This window comes from bacterium, from assembly GCA_035307765.1.
Taxonomy (GTDB): domain Bacteria; phylum Sysuimicrobiota; class Sysuimicrobiia; order Sysuimicrobiales; family Segetimicrobiaceae; genus Segetimicrobium.
In genome coordinates this window covers 1-18,673 of record DATGHU010000036.1, presented here as the reverse complement: position 1 = coordinate 18,673, position 18,673 = coordinate 1, and the positions used below count along the sequence as shown (strand labels likewise).

General features: G+C 69.2%; 11 protein-coding genes. All 11 read right to left on the bottom strand.

All coding sequences use genetic code 11. The annotated features are described in order from the left end of the window. Positions 1 to 2,532, bottom strand: a 2,532-nt coding sequence (locus VKV57_12970; GenBank protein ID HLW60820.1) for a hypothetical protein, incomplete at its 3' end; no start/stop codon positions are given. A gap of 53 nt (positions 2,533 to 2,585) precedes the next feature. Next, entirely contained in the window at positions 2,586 to 4,343 is a 1,758-nt protein-coding gene (locus VKV57_12965) for a SpoIVB peptidase S55 domain-containing protein (GenBank protein ID HLW60819.1), read from the bottom strand. A gap of 82 nt (positions 4,344 to 4,425) precedes the next feature. Continuing rightward, complete coding sequence (locus VKV57_12960; protein ID HLW60818.1) at positions 4,426 to 6,228, bottom strand: SpoIVB peptidase S55 domain-containing protein; 1,803 nt, start codon at positions 6,226 to 6,228, stop codon at positions 4,426 to 4,428. An 86-nt stretch (positions 6,229 to 6,314) separates the two neighbouring features. Beyond that, positions 6,315 to 6,635 (bottom strand): biotin/lipoyl-binding protein, encoded by a 321-nt coding sequence (locus VKV57_12955; GenBank protein HLW60817.1) that lies wholly within the window; start codon positions 6,633 to 6,635, stop codon positions 6,315 to 6,317. A gap of 111 nt (positions 6,636 to 6,746) precedes the next feature. Then, entirely contained in the window at positions 6,747 to 7,931 is a 1,185-nt protein-coding gene (wecB, locus tag VKV57_12950; protein ID HLW60816.1) for a UDP-N-acetylglucosamine 2-epimerase (non-hydrolyzing), read from the bottom strand. A gap of 23 nt (positions 7,932 to 7,954) precedes the next feature. Further along, positions 7,955 to 9,070 carry an MraY family glycosyltransferase gene (locus VKV57_12945; GenBank protein ID HLW60815.1) on the bottom strand — a complete coding sequence of 372 codons (1,116 nt, stop codon included), beginning with the start codon at positions 9,068 to 9,070 and terminating at the stop codon, positions 7,955 to 7,957. 30 nt (positions 9,071 to 9,100) lie between these two features. Then, the gene (locus VKV57_12940) at positions 9,101 to 10,084 is read right to left on the bottom strand and encodes a ribose-phosphate pyrophosphokinase (protein ID HLW60814.1); all 984 of its coding nucleotides are present in this window, start codon (positions 10,082 to 10,084) and stop codon (positions 9,101 to 9,103) included. Positions 10,085 to 10,096: 12 nt separating this feature from the next. Further along, positions 10,097 to 11,455, bottom strand: a complete 1,359-nt coding sequence (gene glmU / locus VKV57_12935) for a bifunctional UDP-N-acetylglucosamine diphosphorylase/glucosamine-1-phosphate N-acetyltransferase GlmU (protein ID HLW60813.1) — start codon at positions 11,453 to 11,455, stop codon at positions 10,097 to 10,099. A gap of 171 nt (positions 11,456 to 11,626) precedes the next feature. Further along, a complete protein-coding gene (locus tag VKV57_12930; protein HLW60812.1) occupies positions 11,627 to 14,233 on the bottom strand; it encodes an HD domain-containing phosphohydrolase in 2,607 nt (868 codons plus the stop codon). Between the two features lie 275 nt (positions 14,234 to 14,508). Continuing rightward, positions 14,509 to 16,998 carry a fused MFS/spermidine synthase gene (locus tag VKV57_12925; GenBank protein ID HLW60811.1) on the bottom strand — a complete coding sequence of 830 codons (2,490 nt, stop codon included), beginning with the start codon at positions 16,996 to 16,998 and terminating at the stop codon, positions 14,509 to 14,511. A gap of 672 nt (positions 16,999 to 17,670) precedes the next feature. Continuing rightward, on the bottom strand, positions 17,671 to 18,673 hold a 1,003-nt coding region (locus tag VKV57_12920; protein ID HLW60810.1), incomplete at its 5' end, for a hypothetical protein.

The following is an 18,673-nucleotide window of genomic DNA, read 5'->3' as shown; positions in this document are numbered from 1 at the left end:
AGCGGAGAGAACGGTGGCGACCTGCCCGTGGTCCACGGCGAGCACGAGGCCCGCCGACGGATGCTGGCCGACCCGGAGCACCCCGGAGAGCTGGTACCGCGCGGCGCCCTGGGCGAGTTGGAGTGCGTTCAGGCGAAGCGTGCCCCCTCCATATTCGAGCCCCCCCGAAGCGACGAAGGCCTGCCCCCCCACGACCAGGTCGGGAGCGGTGACGGTCCCAGACACGCGGGGGTCGGAGAGGGTCCCCCCCAACGTTCCATCGAGCGACAGTATCCCCCCGATGGGCAGCGCGAGGCCGAGCGTGGCGTTGACCTCCGCCAGTCGGAGGCCGTCCACCCGGATGCGCAGGTCGAGGGGCCCCGCGGGGTCGATCGTCCCGGACGCGGCCAGGTGGGATCCGTTCACCCGAGCCGAGGCCGCAGCGATGCGGAGCCGCCCCGCGTCGGGGGCCAGGTGGACTTCCGCGTGGTCGATCCGCTGCCGGCCGACGCGGCCGCGGTCGAGGGTGACCTGTCCGGTCACGGAGGGACGGGCGAGCGGGCCGTTGACGGTCACGTCTGCGGCGAGCGCGCCGGTGATGTCCGGGGCAAAGGCCAGGGCGTTGGTCAGCCACTGCGCCTCGACGCCGGTCGCCTCGAGGCGCAGGTCGTCCGCGGCGAGCGGGCGGAAGGTGATCCCGCCGCTCATCGTGTACACGGCCGGGCCGTCCTGCACGTCCAGCCGGCGCGAGCTGATGCCGCGGGAACTCACGGTGACGTCCCCGACCGCGTGGGCGAAGGCGACCGGTCCGAGGCGGCCGTCCGTGGCGGTGACGGTCCCCGAGAAGACCGGCGCGGCCGTGGTTCCCGTCGCGTGCCCCTCTAGGTCGGCAAAGCCGTCGAGCGGGACCGCCCGCAGCCCCGTCCGCCCCGCGATGTCCGCCAGCGAGAGGTGTTGCGCCAGCACGTCAAGGTCGAGCGCCCCATCGGCCCCGATCCGCCCGGAGGAGTACACCGTCGCTCCATCGATTCGGCCGGTGAGGGCATCCAAGTTCACGGACCCATCGGCGTCGTGCCAGAAGATCGCGTGCAGCCCGTCGAATCCCAGCCCGTGCATCGATCCCGACCCCATCCTCACGTCGCCCATCACCTGGACGTGAGTCCCGGTGCCCACCCCGACCACCCGGCCCGAGACCCGCCCCGTCACGGCGGTAAGGCCGGAGAGTCCCGCGGAGGCCAGAGCGCGCACGTCCACGTCGCTGGTCGTCCCGTTAAACAGGTACGAGGCCGTCCCGGGCCCCGCGTCCAGCACCAGATCACCGGCGAGGCGGCCGCCGGCCGCGTCCGTCCGCAGCCCGGTCAGGCTCAAGATGCCGGCCCCGTACTGCAGCCGCGCATGGAGCCCGTCGAACGGCTGCCCGTTGATCCGGCCCTGCGCCCCGGCGATCTCCGCATCGAGATCCAGCGCGCCCACGGGACCGGTCACGCGAATCTCGCCCCCGGCCTTCCCGGACAGGGTGAGGGGCGCGTTCGGAAAGAACAGGGCTTGGACCGTGGCCAGATCGAGGGCGGGGGTTTTGATCCCGAGTTGCAGCCACGGGCCGCCGGCGTAGACCATCGCCCCATCCACGACCATCGGCGAGGTGCCGGCCACGAGCACCAAGCCGGACGTTTCCACGTGCAGGCCGTCGACCGTGAGCGGCCCGGAGATGTGTTGAAACTCCAGCCGCGTCGGGCGGTACTGAATGGCGGTGTCGTGCATCTGGAGGTTGGCCGCGTAGTCCAGCTGGATGCCCGTTGCGGACGGGGTCAGCGACAGATGGGCGCGGCCGCCGAAGCGGCCCCCCTCCCAGGCCAGCTGGCGAATCCGGACGAGGTACGCCCCCCAATGGGCGGCGGACGCGTTGGTCGCGGTGATGTCGAACTCGGTGGTTCCCCCGGGATGGTATCGACCGGCGAGGGACAGCCCCTCCCCCTCCGTGCTCCATCCCGTCAGCGCCAGCGGGACGGGATCGCCGCGCCTGAAGTCCGCCTGCCCCTCCAGGCGGGTGAAGGTGGCCGCAAACGGCGCTGCCGGCAGGTCCCAGGCGTCGCGGAACACGAGCCCGCCGCGCCTGATCACGATCAACCCCCGGAAGCGCACCGGCCCCGAGGCCCCCTTGGGGCTGATCAGGTCGGCGACGCTCCAGCGCCCCGCCGCGTCCCTGGAGAGAGCCAGGTGCGGCTGATCGAGCTCGGCCCGGGCGATCCCGCCGACGACGTCCGGGTGGAGGGCCAGGAGTCGCTCCCAGTTGAACGTGAGGCGGACCTCGGCGGCGGAGAACGCCACCCCGCGATCGAATCCGCCGCGCTCCGCGATGCGCAGGTTGTGAAGAACAACCCCGTGGATCACATCGCCGCTCACGCCGCTGAGCGAAACGGGGCGACCGAGGCTCGCCTCGAGCTGGTGCGCCACGACGCCGCGGATATCCTCGGCGAACCACCCCCCGATGAAATAGCGGCTGACCAGCGCGCCCGCGATCACCGCCACGGCGAGGGCGAGCGCGACCCACACCGTTGCCCCCGGCCACCGGGGGGGACGCCGGGCCGCACCCGGCCGCGGGGTGGTCAGCGCGAACCTCCGCCGATCACGATGGAGGTTTGGAACCGCCCGTTCAGGACCCAGGACGTCGTCCAGCGCGTCTCCGCCTGAGGAGGCTTCGTCCCGACCCCGGGGGCGGGGGTGCGGAGCGCGCCGCTGACCAGGTCAACGACCACGTCGGTGTTTCTCTCGCCGCTCTCGAAGCCGGCGATCTCATCGGTGAGATTCTTCATCGTCCCGAGATCGAGGCCCGCCCCGACCGGCCCCGCGGCCGCCGCCGGGGCGGGAAGCGCGGGACCGCCGCCGCGGACGGTGAGCATCGCGCTCCCCTCCGGAAAATCCTCCGGGACGAGGAGCTCGATGTCCCGGACCACCGGGGCCTCGCGGAACGGGCGTACGGTCACCAGCACGTGCAGGGTGCTCCCGGGAGCGATCGGCCCCTTCGGCATCTCCGCCCCCGTGAGCGTCCCGGTCTGCCGCGCGTCGGTGACCGTGACGTCGATGTCCATGTCGCTCGGCCCGAGGTCAGCGAAATCGTTTTCGAAGAGCAGATGCAGGGCTTGGGGCACCTCGCTCAGTGCCCGGATGGCGACGTCGCTCCCACTGTAGAAGTTGTTTGCCCGCTCCACCGGTCGCGGCAACATCCGTCCGCGCAGGATGATGCGCACCTGCGCGGTTCCCCCGCCGGATCGATTGAGCGCGCGCTCCACCGCGCTGCGCGTCCCGAGGTCGACCAGGATCGGCGCCAGATCTTTGTTCGCGACCACCTGAAATCCGAAGTGCTGGGTGGTCCCGCTGTCGGTGTCGTGGACCGCGACCCGCACCCCAAACATCCGGGGCAACACCCCGAGGGTCCCCCCGACGGCGGCGGGGCGATCCTCGGAGATCGTGCCGACCGGCACGCCCGCGACGCCCACCTTGAGATTGTGATCCTGCGCGCGCACCGTTTGCAGGATCGTGGCGTTGGTCAGCAGGAAATCGGTGTGTCCGAGTTCCGTGAACGGGTGCCCGAAGGCGACAAAGCGGTTCCCGTCTCGGTAGGTCAACGTGCCGATGGCGTAGGCGGCCAGATCTCCCCGCATCACCGCCACCCCGATGGCGCTCCCCGGCTCGAGCGGGATCGTCGCGGGCAGATCCGTCATCCCGGCCCCCGTAATCGGCAGCAGGCCCATCGGCCGAAGCGCCTGACCCATCTCCGCGGCGTCGTCCGGACGGAGGCCCGACACAAACAACGGCGTCGCCGCGGGGACGGCGATCGCGGTATCCGCGGCGGTCATGTGAGGCCGGGGGAATGATTCGAACGCGATGCGGCGGATCGTACGCCCGCCGAGCGCAAACGGGGGCACCGCGTACTCGCCGGACCTGGAGATCTTCGCCCTTCCGGGGATCGCCCGCAGCATATCCTCGATCGGGGTGAACAATCCGATCCTCGGATCGGCAAACTGAAACGCGAAGCTGAACGCACCCGCCAGCCGCCCGCCGATGTAGATCGGGCTGCCGCTCATGCCGGAGGCCAGCCCGCCCGCCGCCTCGATCACCGGACCGGAGGCGCGAAACAAGACCAGATCTCCCGCCGGGCCGGCGTTGCGGAGGACCCCCAGGATCTTCACAGGAAACTCCGAGATCGTCGTCCCGATGACGACGGTCTTCCCCACCCCGGTCATCCCGGCATGGAGCTGCGATACCGGGATGAAGCGGGCAGCGGCTCCGAGCGGGGGAGTCAGGAGCAACGCCGCCGCCACCCCCGCCCCCACCCACCGTGCCACACGACTGGCGTTGCCCATTACGCCCTCCGCCTGTCTAACATCGCCGCGCCGGATGCCCCGTCCGGACCATGCCCGGCGCGCCGGAGTATCACCCCTGGGGCTACTTTACCACCATCGGGATTTGAAATCTCCCCAGCACGACCCAATCGGTCGGCAGCGAGGCCGTGGCGGTCGACTCAAATGAAGGATTGGCATTGCCCCCCAGGGCCTCGAGCACGGGGGCCGGCACCAGGTCCACCAGCACCTCGGTGTTCTTGCCGAAGTCTTCGAACTGCGACACGGCTTCGTCGAGGGACGCGGCGTTCCCCGACGGGGTTCCCAGCAGGGAATTCAAGAGCTGAAACTTCTGCTGGGTCGGGGTTGGATCGTTCAGCGAGCCGGCGGTGCCGACGAGCAGGAAGGCCGGTCCGGATGGAAAGTCGGTGGGGACCGTGAACTCCGTGGTCCGATCGATCTGATGGGTGCCGCCGTGCGGCCAGAGCCCGATGTCCACCCGCACCCGCTGCCCGGGGGTCACGTTGCGGACCTGCGGGCGGGCGCTCACCAGCAGCGCGGTGTTCGGGCGGGGGCTGACGATGATGTCGATGGTCATGTCGACCGGATTCAGCGTCTTGAAGAAGTTGCCGAAGAGCAGTTGGGTCGCATCCGGCACGCTCAGCACCGCGGCGGTCGCGATATCCGCGGTGTCGTAGGCGAGGTCCTCGCGCACGATCTCGTCCGGGATCCCCCGCGACCGGAGGGCGATGCGGATCGACGCGGATCCCCCGGAGACCTGGTCCATCGACCGCTGCACGGCGCTCAGCGCGACCAGCGGGACGAGCGATTCGGCCAGGTCGGCCCGGCGGACGACCTGGGCGTCCGACTCGCGCACGGGCCCCGCCTCGGCGTTCCGAACCCGCACGCGGACTCCAAACATCTGGGGAAACTGCCCGATCACCCCCCCCACCCCATTCGACCGATCCTGGGTCGCCAGGCCCACGAGCGGGCCGATGCTACCCTCCTTGAACGGGAACTCGATCGACCGCACGACGGTGTTGATCCAGGCGGCGGTGATCGGAATCGCCGTCTGCCCGGCGTTGAGCAGCGGGTGCCCGAAGGCGAGGATCTGGTTTCCCCGGCGGTACGTCACCGTGCCAATCGCGCCCATCTCGACGTCGCCGCGGACCAATTCGATGCCCATCGAACTCCCCGGCTCGATCGGCGGCGGGGTGAACACCTTGGTCCCACCGTACCCCTGCATCGGCACCACGTTATACCGACCGAGCACGCGGGAGAGCATGGTGAAGGCCATGGGCGAGACCCCGGCCACGAACAACGGGACCGCGGTCGGCGCGACGGCGACCGTCTGCGGCAGCGGGTGCCGGTTGTACCCCGCCGCATCCCGCGTGGAACGCATCAGGAACACACGCGCGATCGCTCCGGCGGGCGTGGAGATCGGCGCGTCCGCATCGTAGACGCGCGGGAACGGGGCCGCGTCGGCGTGGGCGGGGGAAAAGATTTTCAGCATTTCATCGATCGGCGTGGCCAGGCTGAGGTCCGCGTCGCGGCCGGGGAAATGATAGCCGTAGCTCAGCGCCCCGATCATCTTGCCGTCGACAAAGATGGGGCTCCCGCTCATGCCCTCCGCGGTCCCCCCCGCCCGGTCGATCACCGGGCCGCCGGCCCGGAAGAGGATCAGATCGCTGGTCGGCCCGCCGCCACGGAGAGTCCCCAAGATCTGCACCCGAAACCGATCGATCGTGGTCCCGCGGACGACGGTGAGCCCGTAGCCGGTCATGCCGGGGTGAACCTCGCTCAAGGGGAGCGTTGGCGGCGCATTAGGCGACGCGGCGCGTCCGGCGGGCGCCATCCCCCCCAGGGCGATCGCCAGGGCCGCCAGCCCGCCCACCACGCTTCGCACCATCCCCACCCTCCCCCGCCGCGGGCGGAACCCTCCTATAAAAAGGAAGAGGGGGACGAATCCCCCCCGCCCTCCCGGTCCGAGGACCCTCACTGGGGCTGGATCACAGCCACAACGTCGCCGATGTTGACGTGGTCTCCCGGCCGCACCATCACCTGCACCACCCTGCCGTCGATGGACGCCACCGCCGCCGGAACCGCCGCCCCGGAACTGGTGCCCCGGAGGAAGACCAGCGGATCCCCCTGCTTCACGGCCTGCCCGATCTTGGCCAGCTGGAGCGGAAGTACTTCACCGGAAATGACAACGCGAACAAGAACCGTCGACTGCTGTGCGCTGGCCGGATGCAACGATATGATGATGAGTGCGGCCACTACCAGCGCGGTCCCGAAGGCCCGTCTGTTGCCGTTCATGGGCCACCACCCTTCTCCGAGAGCCAATTATATCTGCGTCCTCAAGCCGGTGTCAAACACGGGGCCGCGGCCACACCCTCCTCATTCTAGTGTACCCGTCTCGCCCCCGGGTTATGCCCTCCGCCGGCGCGGCGGGCGGGAGGGGCCCCTGCTCCCCCCTACGGCGAACTCCACCGGGGGGTTCCGCGTGAATCCGAAGTGGTGACGCAGCCCGCCCACGATCCGCCGTGCGGCCTGCCCGTCCCCGTAGGGATTCCGCGCCCGGCTCATCCGCGCATAGGCGGTGCGGTCGGTGAGCAACCGAACCGCCTCCCGGAGGATGCGGGACCCGGCGGTCCCCACGAGGCGTGCGGTGCCGGCGGCAATCCCCTCCGGGCGCTCGGTCGTCTCGCGAAGCACCAGCACGGGCCGGCCCAAGGCCGGCGCCTCTTCCTGGATTCCCCCCGAATCGGTGAGGATCAAGGTCGCCGCCTTCATGCACGCCACGTTGGTCGCATAATCCACCGGCGCGCACAGGTGCGCCCGGGGGTGGCGGCCGAGGATCTCGTGCGCGGGCTCGCTGACGACCGGGTTCGGATGGACGGGAAAGACCAGATCGAGATCGGGAAACCGATCGAGCAGATCGCGCACGGCGCCGAAGATCCGCCGTTGTGGCTCCCCCCAGTTCTCCCGACGGTGCGAGGTCAGCAGGACGATCCGGCGCCCCGGCCGGCGCAGCACCGCATCCAGCCGCGGGTCTGCCGGCGGGTCGTTCCGGCGGGCGACATCCACCAGCGCGTCGATCACCGTGTTCCCCGTCACCAGGATGCGACCGGCGGGCACGCCCTCCCTCTGCAGGTTGTCCCGGGCGGCGCGGGTGGGGGCGAAGTGAAGGTCCGCCAGCACCGTCGTCATCCGCCGGTACATCTCTTCGGGGAACGGCTGATACTTGTCGGCGGTGCGCAGCCCCGCCTCGACGTGGCCGACCGGGATCTGCTGGTAGAACGCCGCGAGGGCCCCGACGAAACTGGGAGCGGCATCCCCCTGCACCAAGACGAGATCGGGGGCGATCCGCGGGAGGAGCGCCGACAGCCCATCGAGCGTCCGGCGGGTGATGTCGGCCAGCGACTGCCGCCCGGTCATGATCCCGAGGTCGTGGTCGGGGACGATTGCGAAGAGGGTCAGCACCTGGTCGAGCATCTCCCGGTGCTGCGCCGTGACGACAATAACCGGGACAAACTCGGTGGGGCGGGCGCGGAGGGCTTTGACCACCGGGGCCATCTTGACGGCGTCGGGCCGTGTCCCAAACACGACCATCACCGTCCGCGGGCGTCGGGCCGTCACTTCGGAAAGTCGTGACGCCCGTCGGCCGGCGCCGGCCGCGGGGAGGCCAGCAGCCCCGTCCTGCGGGCACCGAAGGCCAACGCCGCCATCAGCAGGGCGAGGACGGCGACCAGCGAAATCCGATGGATGCCGCTCGCCAGCAGCGCCCCCACCCCGAGAATCGCGGTGACCAGATACAGCACGACCGTGGTCTGCCGCTGGCTCAATCCTCGCTGCAGCAGCCGGTGGTGGAGGTGTTCGGTGTCCGCCTGAAAGATCGGCCGGCGGGTGCGCCACCTGCGCATGATGGCCAGCGCCGTGTCGAGTACCGGGACACCCAGCGCGGCGAGCGGAACGAGCAGCGAGAGCGCGGTGTAGCTCTTGAACGCCCCGAGGACGGAGAGGCCCCCCAACAGGTATCCCAGCAGCATCGACCCGGTGTCGCCCAAAAAAATCCGCGCCGGGTTGTAGTTATACGGAAGGAATCCGAGGGTCGCCCCGATCAGCGCCGCCGCCAGGATCGCCGTCGCCACATCCCCGCGTTGGTAGGAAGCGATCAGCACCGTCCCGGCGGCGATCGTGGCGATGCCCGCGGCCAGCCCGTCGATGCCGTCGATCAGGTTCATGACGTTGGCCAGCGCGACCAGCCAGACAACGGTGATCACGAGGCCGAAGGGACCGAGGAACACCATTCCCCCCATCGGGTTGGTCAACACGTCCATCCCGATCCCAAACGGCAGGGGGACGAGCGCCGCGATGACCTGGCCCCCCAACTTTGCGAACGGCGAGATGCCCCGGGTATCATCGATGATGCCGAGCACGGTGATCACCGTCGCGCCCAAGAGCAGCCCCAGGACGGGACGATCGAAGATCAGCACGTACGGCATCGCGGCCGCGGGGCGCGACCCGATCCCGATGTGAAGGACCTGCTCCAGGGGCCCGCTGAGGACCACGGCGACCATAAACGCCAGGTAGACGGCGATGCCCCCCAGGCGGGGGACCGGCGTCCGGTGGATGTGGCGCCCGCCGGGGCGGGCGAGGATCTGGAATCGGATCGCCACCCGCTGGACCAGCGGCGTCACCGCAGAGGCGAGCACCAGCCCGATCGCGGCGACCAGGGCGAACCGGGACATGACCATGCGGGGCGGGGCCGGCCTGCCGGCTCACTCCCCCTCGGCCGCCGGCTGCATCACCCGGGGCGGCTGCGCGAAGAGTTCGCTCACCGATTGGTCGGCGTGGATCCGGCGGATCGCCTCGCCCAAGAGGCCGGCGACCGAAATCACGGTGATCTTCTCGGTCCGTTTCTCCGTCGACACCGGCATGCTGTCCGTGACCACCAACTGCCGGATCGGCGACCGCTGAATCCGGGTGATCGCCGGGGGAGAGAGAATCGCGTGGGTGCAGCAGGCGTAAACCTCGCGTACCCCGCGGCGCACGAGCGCCTCCGCCCCCATCGCCAGGGTCCCCCCCGTATCGATGATGTCGTCCACGAGGATCGCCGTGCGCCGGTACACCTTGCCGATCACGTGGACCACCTCGGCGACCTGATTCGGCCGATCGCGCCGCTTGTCGATGATCGCCAGCGGCGCCCTGAGGTACTCGGCGAACTCGCGGGCCCGCTTCACCCCGCCGATGTCGGGAGACACCACGACCACGTTGTCGAGGGCGAGCCCGCGGAAGTAGTCGCCCAGGATCATCCGGCACGGCAGATGGTCGAGCGGGATATCGAAGAACCCCCATAACTGTCCGGCATGCAAATCGAGCGTGAGGACCCGGTTCGCCCCCGCCGTCGTCACGAGATTGGCGACCAACTTCGCTGAGATCGGCTCTCGGGGCTTCATCTTGCGGTCCTGGCGGGCATAGCCGAAATACGGGATCACGGCCGTGATCCGGGCGGCGCTGGCACGACGGGCCGCGTCGATAATGACCAGGAGCTCCATCAACGTCTCGCTCGCCGGCGGGCAGGTCGGCTGGACGATGAAGACATCCTCACCCCGGACGCTCTCCTCGATCCGCACGCCGATCTCGCCGTCGGCGTAGCGGAAGACGGCGATCGCCCCCAAACGAACGTCGAGGTAGGCGGCGATGCCCCCGGCCAGATCCGGGTTGCTGGTCCCGCTGAAGACCCGGATCCCTGCGCCCGCCATTCGTCTCTCCTCCTACCGCCTGGCGCCGAGCAGCCGGATCACGCGGGCCGGCACCCCAACGGCAACGCCGCGGGGCGGCACATTCTTGGTCACCACCGCACCCGCGCCCGTGATCGCCCCCCGCCCGATCCGCACCGGCGCGACCAGCATCGAGTCGCTGCCGATGTACGCGCCGTCCCCGATCGTCGTCCGGTGCTTGCGGTGGTCCAGCCCGTAGTTGCAGGTGATCGTGCCGGCCCCGATGTTGACGTCCGCCCCGATCCAGGCGTCCCCCAGGTAGCTCTTGTGATGAACCTTCGTCCGGTCGCCCACCCGCACCTGTTTCATCTCGGCGTAGTTGCCGATCTCGACGTACCGACCGACCACTGTTCCGGGGCGGAGGTGGGCGTAGGGGCCGACGATCGTGCCGTCCCCAATCCGCGCCCCCTCCAGCGAGGAGTCGCGCACGCAAGCACGCCGACCGACGACGGAGTCGTGAATGCGGGCCCCCGGTCCAATCACCGCATGATCCCCCACGATGGTGCGACCGCTGAGCATCGTGTAGGGATGCACGATCGTGTCCGGCCCGATCCGGACCGCATCCTCGATGAAGGTTGTCGCCGGGTCGGTCACGGTCACCCCCGACTCCATGACGCGCGAGAGGATTCGACGACGCATCGTCCGCTCCGCTTCGGCCAGCTCTGCGCGGGTGTTGACCCCGCGCAGCTCCGCCGGATCGCCCACGGGGACGGTCGCCACTCCCCCCCCTTCGCCGGCCAGCAGCGTCACCGCATCGGTGAGGTAGTACTCTCCCTGCCGGTTGTTCGGGCGAATCCGCCGCAGCGCCCACCGGAGTTCGGGGAGGCGAAAGCAGTAGACGCCGGCGTTGACCTCCCGAATCGCGCGCTCCTCGGGGCTGGCGTCCCTGTCCTCTACGATCCGCAGCAGGCGCCGATCGGCCCCGCGGACGATCCGGCCGAAGCGAAGGTCGCTCTCCGCCACCCCGGTGGCCAACGACGCGATGACGAGCGACCGGACCGCCGCCCGCAGTGCGCGAAAGGTCGCCGCCTGGACGAACGGCATGTCCGCGTTCACCACAAAGGCAACTGCCCGCCCCCGCAGGCGAGGGAGGGCGGCCGACACGGCGTGCCCGGTGCCGAGAGGGCGGGCCTGCACGACGTAGTCGACGCGAGAGCCCAACGCCCCGCGGATCGCGGCGGCGTCCGTCCCCACGACGAGCAGCGGACGGCGAACCCCGGCGCGGCGGAGCGCCTCCACGATGTAGGAGATCATCGGGCGCCCGCTCAGGAGATGGAGGACCTTGGGGGAACCCGATTTCATCCGCGTGCTCCGGCCCGCGGCCAGGATCACGGCAGCCGGCTGCTCCACCATTCGCCTCCCCCGACGCGCCCGGAAGGAGATTTCGGGGCGAGATCATCCCCCCCCTGCGAACCGCGTGCGGTCGGTGAATATCTGAGAACGGGTCAGGGAACGTCGCCACCCGGCGGGTTCTGTGCGCGTCGCGGGACGATCGCGCATTCCCGGGCTCACCTCACGCGGGCGCTAGTGAGGCCGGCCCGCCCTCGCCCGGTCGCGCTCCACCACCTGGCAGAACACATCCACCACCCGGGTGTCAAACTGCACCCCCGCGCAGCGCCGCAACTCGGAGACCGCATCCTCGTGGGTACGTGCCTTCTTGTAGGGTCGGTCGTCGGTGATCGCGCTGTACGCGTCGACGACCGCGAGGATGCGCGCGCCGAGTGGAATCTCGTCTTCCCGCAACCCGTCGGGATACCCGGTCCCATTCCACTTCTCCTGATGGTGGCGGACGATCTTCGCCACCCCCCGCATCCGTTCGGTTGAGGCGAGGATCTCCTCCCCGATCTCCGGATGCCTGCGCATCACCGCCCACTCCTCCTCGGTGAGCCGGCTGGGCTTCCGCAGAATCTCGTCGGGCACGCCGATCTTGCCGATATCGTGCAGCAGCGCTCCCCAGCGAATGTCCTGCACGTCCGGATCGTCGCACTCGAGCGCGCGGGCGACCGCTTCCGCCCACACCGCGATCCGCTCACTGTGCCCCGATGTATAGTGGTCCCGCGCGTCCATCGTCCGCGCCAGGCTGATGACCATCTGCATGTAGGACTTCTCGAGGTTCTGGAAGAGCCGCGCACGGCGAACGGCGGTCCCACCGATCTCCGCGATGCCCTCGAGCAGCCGCACTTCGGAGTCGGCGAACAAGTGCGTGTCGGATCCGCGCTTCCGGCCCAGGCCGAGCGTTCCGATGATGTCGCTCTCGGAGCGCAGCGGCACGATCACCGCCGGGCCGATCGAGCGATATCCATTCATCCAGATGGGGAGGGGCTCGCCGCCGAAGTTGGCAGTGCGGTAGGTCGTCCCGGTCTCGACCACGCGGCCGAACGCGCTGCCGGACGTGGGGAAGGCCTCGTCTCGTACTTCGGAGGGCAGTCCCACCGCGTAGACGCAGTTGAACGCCTGCAGTTTCGGTTCGAGGAGGTTCAGCACGCCCTTATCGGCGTGGAGGAGGCCCATCGCGTGGCCGACGAGGATCGGATAGATCTCCTCGGGGCTGCGCGCCACCCGTAGACGCTTGCTGAGGTCGAAGAGCACCTCCAGGTCGGCGGCCCGTTGCGCCTGCTCGTCGTGCAGGTAGCCGCTGTGCACCGCCTGCGCCGCATCCTGGCAGAACGAACCAAAGAACTCCTGCTCCGCCGCGCTCCACGTGCGTGGGTGGTTGTGGTAGCAGCTGACGACCCCGAGCGGGCTCCCTTCGTGCGTCAGCGGCCAGTTGGCCAGAGCCCGGTACCCTTCGAGTCGGGTCACCGGCGGGACCGCGATCCCGGACGGCATCGCCTGGACGTCGCCGTAGAGCACCGCCGCGGGATCGATGCCTCGGCCGGAGAGCTCCAGCAGATCGGGCTTGGCCCCATCCATGATGCGCCCCGCCGCAATGGCTTGCGCGCAATGGAGGACCTGCGCGATGTAGCCCTCGGAGAGGCCGTACGACCACGGACAGATGATGGTGCCGTCGGGACTGCGGAGGTACACGGCCGCCCGGTCGGCACCGCCCAGGGACAGCGCGGCCTCACCAATGATCTTCACCACCTGGGCCAGGGGAGCCGGATGGCTCAGGAGCTTGCTGACGGCCATTCCCTTCCGTTGACGCTCGAGGTCTTCCTTGGCGTCGCTCAACGCGCGCAGCGATTTCGTGGTGTCCATCAGGTGGCGGCCGACCGCCTCGACCAGGCCGATCTCTTCAGGGGTCCAGGCGTGTGGTGATGCGGAGGCCAACGCCAGCCCTCCTCCCCCGTCGGAGGGTCCGGAGACCGGCACGACGAGCAGGGCGCGGACGCCGAACGGCGCCATTCCCCCCAGCCCGTTCGCCTTCCCCGCCTCAGGCGGGGCCTGCAGGTCCTCGATCTCGATCGGCGCGGAGTGCCCGTCCCCCCGGCGAACGGCTTGCGCGAGGGCGGCCTCCGCCTCGGCGCTGAAGCCGCGGAACACCCAGGCCTGGTCGAGCCATGCGACCCCCCGATCCACCCCCAGCACCTCGAGTGCGTGGTCCACCGCGCACTCCAGAAGCTGGGAGATGTCGGTGTGCGAAGCGGCGGAGGCGGTCATCGCGTTCAGCGTCTCCCGCAGGCCGTTCTGGACCCGCTCCACCCGCTGCGCCCGCACGCGCTCCGCCGCATTTTCGAACAACAGCATCCGCCCGGCGGGCAGGCCCTGCGGATCGGCGAGCGGAGAGACGGCGACGGCGACATCGACCGGCAGGCCGCTCTTCGTGATCAGGTGAGCCGACACCCCGGAGGGATTGGGGGCAGCCGGCTGATCGTCTACGACGAACGGCAGCGGATGCCCGACCACGTCCTGAGCGCTCCAGCCGAAAAGCCGCTCCGCCGCGGCGTTCCACACCGTAACCTTGCTGTCGCCGTCCTGCAGGACGAACGCCTGCGGCAGAATCCTCATCGCCGCATCAATGATGTGGGGCGCTGAGGGGCGGCCCGGGCCGGTGGCACCCCGCCCCTTGCCGATGCCGAGCCGCGCGATCGCAGGCCGGATGACCAACGTCGCCGATCCGGCAATCAACAGCAGCGTCCCCAGCCACGGATGGGCAAGCCGCGGGCCGAGGACGGCAGGGACCGCCAGCATCCCTCCACCCAGTGCGGCGCAGCACGCGCCTAATCCCCCTCGCAGCGCGGCGACTCTCATGCGTTGGTCCCCAAGGTCAGCCTGCCGGCCCTCGACTCGTCGGCGCGACTGGGCAACCCGGGCGTAAACCCCCAAAGCGTCTGTCCTCTTTGTTATGCCCAATGCCCGAGTTATTAGACCGTTCCCCCGAGGGTCGAATCACCGCGGCACTGGGGAGAGGACGACGGGATTCCGGTGCGGTGAGGTGGTGCGGGCGGGCGAGAGGAGGCGAGGGACTATTTTGGTGCCAGGATGCCGATTTCAAACACCCGGTTATAGAACGAGTATCGTGGATTGAGTTGAATGCTGAACCATTCGCCAAGGGCATCGTAGTTCAGGATCTTTGTTGCCGTGTGCGAATCGATCACCGTCCTCGAGGGATTGCCCAACGCCGCCCGCACCTCGGTCTCCGTCGAACCGGCGTGAAGGTGCTCTTTGATGGTGTATCTCGCGTTGTTGAGAACCCAGACCCTATAGACTTTGCCGGCTCGGGTGGCGCGCACGCCGATCCCCACGTTCATGGGTGGGGCAAACCATTCCTGGACGAGGTTGCCGTCGGGGAGTGCGCTGACACGCATTGGCGGTCCGAGAAACGCCATCACCTCACGAAGATCGGCGCCCAGTTCCACGGGACCGATGCCGCGACCGGGAGCAATCCCCCACCCCGCGCTCGGCGCGACCGCCGGCGGGTTCCCTCCCACCCTCAGGATCTGCACGATATTACTGTAGTCGTCGGTCCAGGGGCGAAAGCCCGGCGGCGCCACAGCGGGCATGATGTCGGCCGTCGCGAAGCTGCGGCTCTGAAACCACGCCGGATTGGGCGCGATCAGGCAGTACGTGGAGGGAGAAAGGTACCCGGCCTCGTCGCCCTGATCCTCCACCACCATCGCTGCCCTACCGAAATCCCGGGCGCCGCGTGCGCACACCGGCACCAGGTCCAGATAGCGATTCGTCACGTGGAGAGCGAGGACACCGTCCGGCCTGAGGTGCCGAAAGTAGAGCGCCAGCGCCTCGTGCGTCAACAGGTGAACGGGGATGGCATCGCTGGAGAACGCATCGACGACCACTAGGTCAAACTGTTGGGCATCCTGACGCTCCAGCACGAGGCGCGCGTCGCCGAGCAGGATGCGTTTGTCGGCCGGCGAGTGGGCGTAGAAAGTGAACTCGGTCTGCGCGATCCGCTCCACCAGCGGATTGATCTCATAAATGCGGTAGGCGTCCCCGGGGCGACCATAGGTCGAGAGCACGCCGGCGCCGAGGCCGATGAGGCCGACCCGGATCGGCCCCCGCGTCTGGAGCACGCGCAGCGCGCGGCCGACGCCGGAGTCGGGGCCGTAGTACGTGGTCGCCCTGTAGCGCAGGCCCTCGTCCAGCAGCTGGGCACCGTGCGTGATCGTGCCGTGCAACAACACCCGGGCGGGAAAGGCTCCGCGGGCATCATCGCGAACCCGCAGCACGCCGTAGAAGTTTCGCGCCATCAGGCGGTACCCATCGCCGCCCAGTGACTCCTCCCGCGCCAGATATCCGGCCAATACGGCCACCCCGATCACGAGCGCGATGCGCAGCGGCCGCGCACCGATTTTCGGCATCTTCACATTCCACAGCACGAAGGCGGCGAGTGCCGCACAGGCGACCAAACCGATCGGCAGCTCGAGGTAGGAGTGGAACACACGGGGCGCCACCAGCGCGACAAACACTCCGCCCAGCGCTCCGCCGAGCGACACCATCAGGTAGAACAACGTGAGGTAGCGCACGGCGGGTTTGCGGTGCGCCAGTTCCCCGTGGCACACCATGCAGCAGATGAACAACCCGAAGGCGAACGCGGGAATCATCAAGATGATGGGGGCGTTCCCCGAGCTCGAATAGACCAGGTACCCCATCAGCGCGAGCATCGGTGCGAGCCACGGCAGAAAGATCCAGCGACGATACACCCGGTCGCTCTCAAACGCGAGGATGAATGACGCGAGATAGAGCGCCAGCGGAATCACCCAAAGCAACGGAATCGGCGCGACGTTCTGGGTCAGGTGGGTGGTCACGGCAATCAGCAAAGTGGACGCGCATGCGGCGAGGCTCACCCAGAGCAGAAGCTGCGCGAGAGACGGCGGGGTGGCCGGCGCAGCCCGCGCTGTCTCGGCCGGGCCGGCGCCCTCCCCTCGGCCCATCCATGCCGCGGTCGCACACAGCAGGACGAACAGGATGTACGCCCCACTCCACGCGTACGCCTGTTGCCGTGACGTGAGGTGCGGTTCAAAGAGAAACGGAAAGCTCACCAGCGCCAGCATCGAGCCGAAGTTCGAGAGCGCGAACAGACGGTACGGCAGCGCCCGGCTCGAGCGACGCACATACCAGGCTTGCAGCAGCGGGCTGGTTGTCGAGAGCAGGAAATAGGGCAGCCCGACCGTAGCCATAAGCAATCCCAAAATTCTGAACGTCGGATCACCGGCCGCGGACGGTTTCCAGGCGGGGGAAGGGAGGATCGGCAGCAGGGCGCAGCTCACTCCCAGCAGGATGACGTGCACCGCCATCTGCGCCCGGGGCTTCAGGTATCGAATCAGGCCGTGAGCGTAAGCGTACCCGCCGAGCAACAACAGCTGGAAGAACATCAGGGCCGCGCTCCACACGGCGGCCGACCCGCCGAACCAGGGCAGGATGATCTTGGCGATCAGCGGCTGCACCTGAAACAGCAGAAAGGCGCTGAGAAAAATCGTTGTCGCGTAGAGGGTCATGGGCGTTGCCCGCTTACTTTACGGTGCCTTGCTGAATCGAGTCAAGCCGCTGCATTGATCCAGTAGATGCGAAAGACTTCCCCCTCATCATTCGGCCTCGGCCACCTGCTTGGCCTGCCAGCTGGCGACGTACTCGTGCGGGTCTGAGAGCTCGGGGTCTCCTGCGATGGAACGCTATTGTTGGTCTCTCCCCCTAGCCCTGAGGGCGTTATGGGCGCCCAAGCTTCCCGGAGAACAAGTGCTCCATCGTGGTCCCGAATTCTGAAACCTAGTGAAGCGAAGGTGCGATCCTGGACTTTCAGATGCAACGCGAGGCGGGCCGACCGTCAGTGAGAAACAATGAGGGGCAATCAACACGCCCGACGCCATGACCCTGATGGGCTGACAGCGTTCATCGTCGATTTCCGCTGAACAACCTTTGATATGCCTGCTGCGCGCGGTTAATTCGATCGGCGGATAAGCGGGCGATGGGCAGATCGGGGACGCCGTTCAGGGCGTGCCGTGCTCCGAGTCCGGATTTTATCCCCCTTCGCCCGCCGTCCGAACCGACCCCGAGGAATACGCCCTTCGGGAACAACCGCAAGAGGGGGTGGAGCGCCGGGACCCCGTGGGTCCGCTGCGCTCCACCCCCGTATCATTCTCCCGGCAGCCTATTGCCCGCTGCGCAGGTCGTTACGGATTGTTCCCACCACCGTGACCGCCGCTGCCGCCCTGCCCCCCGTTGCCGCCGCCACCCTGGTTGTTGTTGCCGCCCGTGCCGCCAGGACCGCCGCTGCCGCCGTTGCCGTTGACGCTTCCACCCGAGCCCGTGGCACCACCGCCGGTCCCGGTGCCGTTGCCGTTTGTGCTGCCACCACCACCGCCGTTCCCGCCGCCTCCACCGTTACCACCGCCAGGCGCGTTCCCGCTCCCGCCGTTCCCGCCGTTCCCGCCCGTGCCGCCGTTGCCGTTGCTGTTCCCGCCCGTGCCCGAGCCACCGCCGTTCCCGGTGCCGTTGCCGTTATCGCTGCCGCCCTTGCCGCCGTTCCCGCCGTCGCCGCCCGTGCCCGCGTTGAGGTTGCCCCCGATGCCGAGCGTGCCCCCACCGTAGCTGTGGCCGGTGCCGCCGGTGTTGTTGTTCCCGCCCGCGCCACCGTTGCCGCCCGCGCCGCCGTTGCCGTTGGTGCTCCCGCCCTTACCCGTCGACCCGGCGCCGTTTGCGGTGCCGTTGCCATTGTTGTACCCACCACTGCCGCCCCAGCCGCCGTCGCCTCCCGTCCCCGCATCACCACCATCGTTGCCATAGGAGGTGCCGCCAAACTCCTCACCGCCGTAGTTGCCACCCATGCCGTTCCCGCCCGTGCCGCCCGCGTTACCGCTGCCACCCGCGCCGCCGTTGCCGCCCGCGCCGCCGTTGCCGTTGGTGCTCCCGCCACTCCCCGCGGCGCCGCTGCCCGTCGCCGTGCCGTTGCCGTTGTGGCTCCCGCCCTCACCACCGTTCCCGCCATCGCCGCCCGTGCCCGCATCGCCGCCCTCGCCACCGTAACCGTCACCGCCCACTCCCGCGGCGCCGGCGCCATTGGCATTGCCGGTCCCGCCGGTGCCGTCGCCGCCCATGCCGTTCCCGCCAGCGCCGCCCTTGTTGTCACTCCCGCCCGCGCCACCGTTGCCGCCCGCGCCGCCGTTCCCGTTGGTG

Excerpts from the sequence above, each read along its gene's own strand:
- VKV57_12965 (HLW60819.1), bottom strand. The coding sequence starts at position 4,343 with ATGGGCAACGCCAGTCGTGTGGCACGGTGGGTGGGGGCGGGGGTGGCG.
- VKV57_12960 (HLW60818.1), bottom strand. The coding sequence starts at position 6,228 with ATGGTGCGAAGCGTGGTGGGCGGGCTGGCGGCCCTGGCGATCGCCCTG.
- VKV57_12955 (HLW60817.1), bottom strand. The coding sequence starts at position 6,635 with ATGAACGGCAACAGACGGGCCTTCGGGACCGCGCTGGTAGTGGCCGCA.
- wecB (HLW60816.1), bottom strand. The coding sequence starts at position 7,931 with ATGGTCGTGTTTGGGACACGGCCCGACGCCGTCAAGATGGCCCCGGTG.
- VKV57_12945 (HLW60815.1), bottom strand. The coding sequence starts at position 9,070 with ATGTCCCGGTTCGCCCTGGTCGCCGCGATCGGGCTGGTGCTCGCCTCT.
- VKV57_12940 (HLW60814.1), bottom strand. The coding sequence starts at position 10,084 with ATGGCGGGCGCAGGGATCCGGGTCTTCAGCGGGACCAGCAACCCGGAT.
- glmU (HLW60813.1), bottom strand. The coding sequence starts at position 11,455 with ATGGTGGAGCAGCCGGCTGCCGTGATCCTGGCCGCGGGCCGGAGCACG.
- VKV57_12930 (HLW60812.1), bottom strand. The coding sequence starts at position 14,233 with ATGCTGGCGGTCCCTGCCGTCCTCGGCCCGCGGCTTGCCCATCCGTGG.
- VKV57_12925 (HLW60811.1), bottom strand. The coding sequence starts at position 16,998 with ATGACCCTCTACGCGACAACGATTTTTCTCAGCGCCTTTCTGCTGTTT.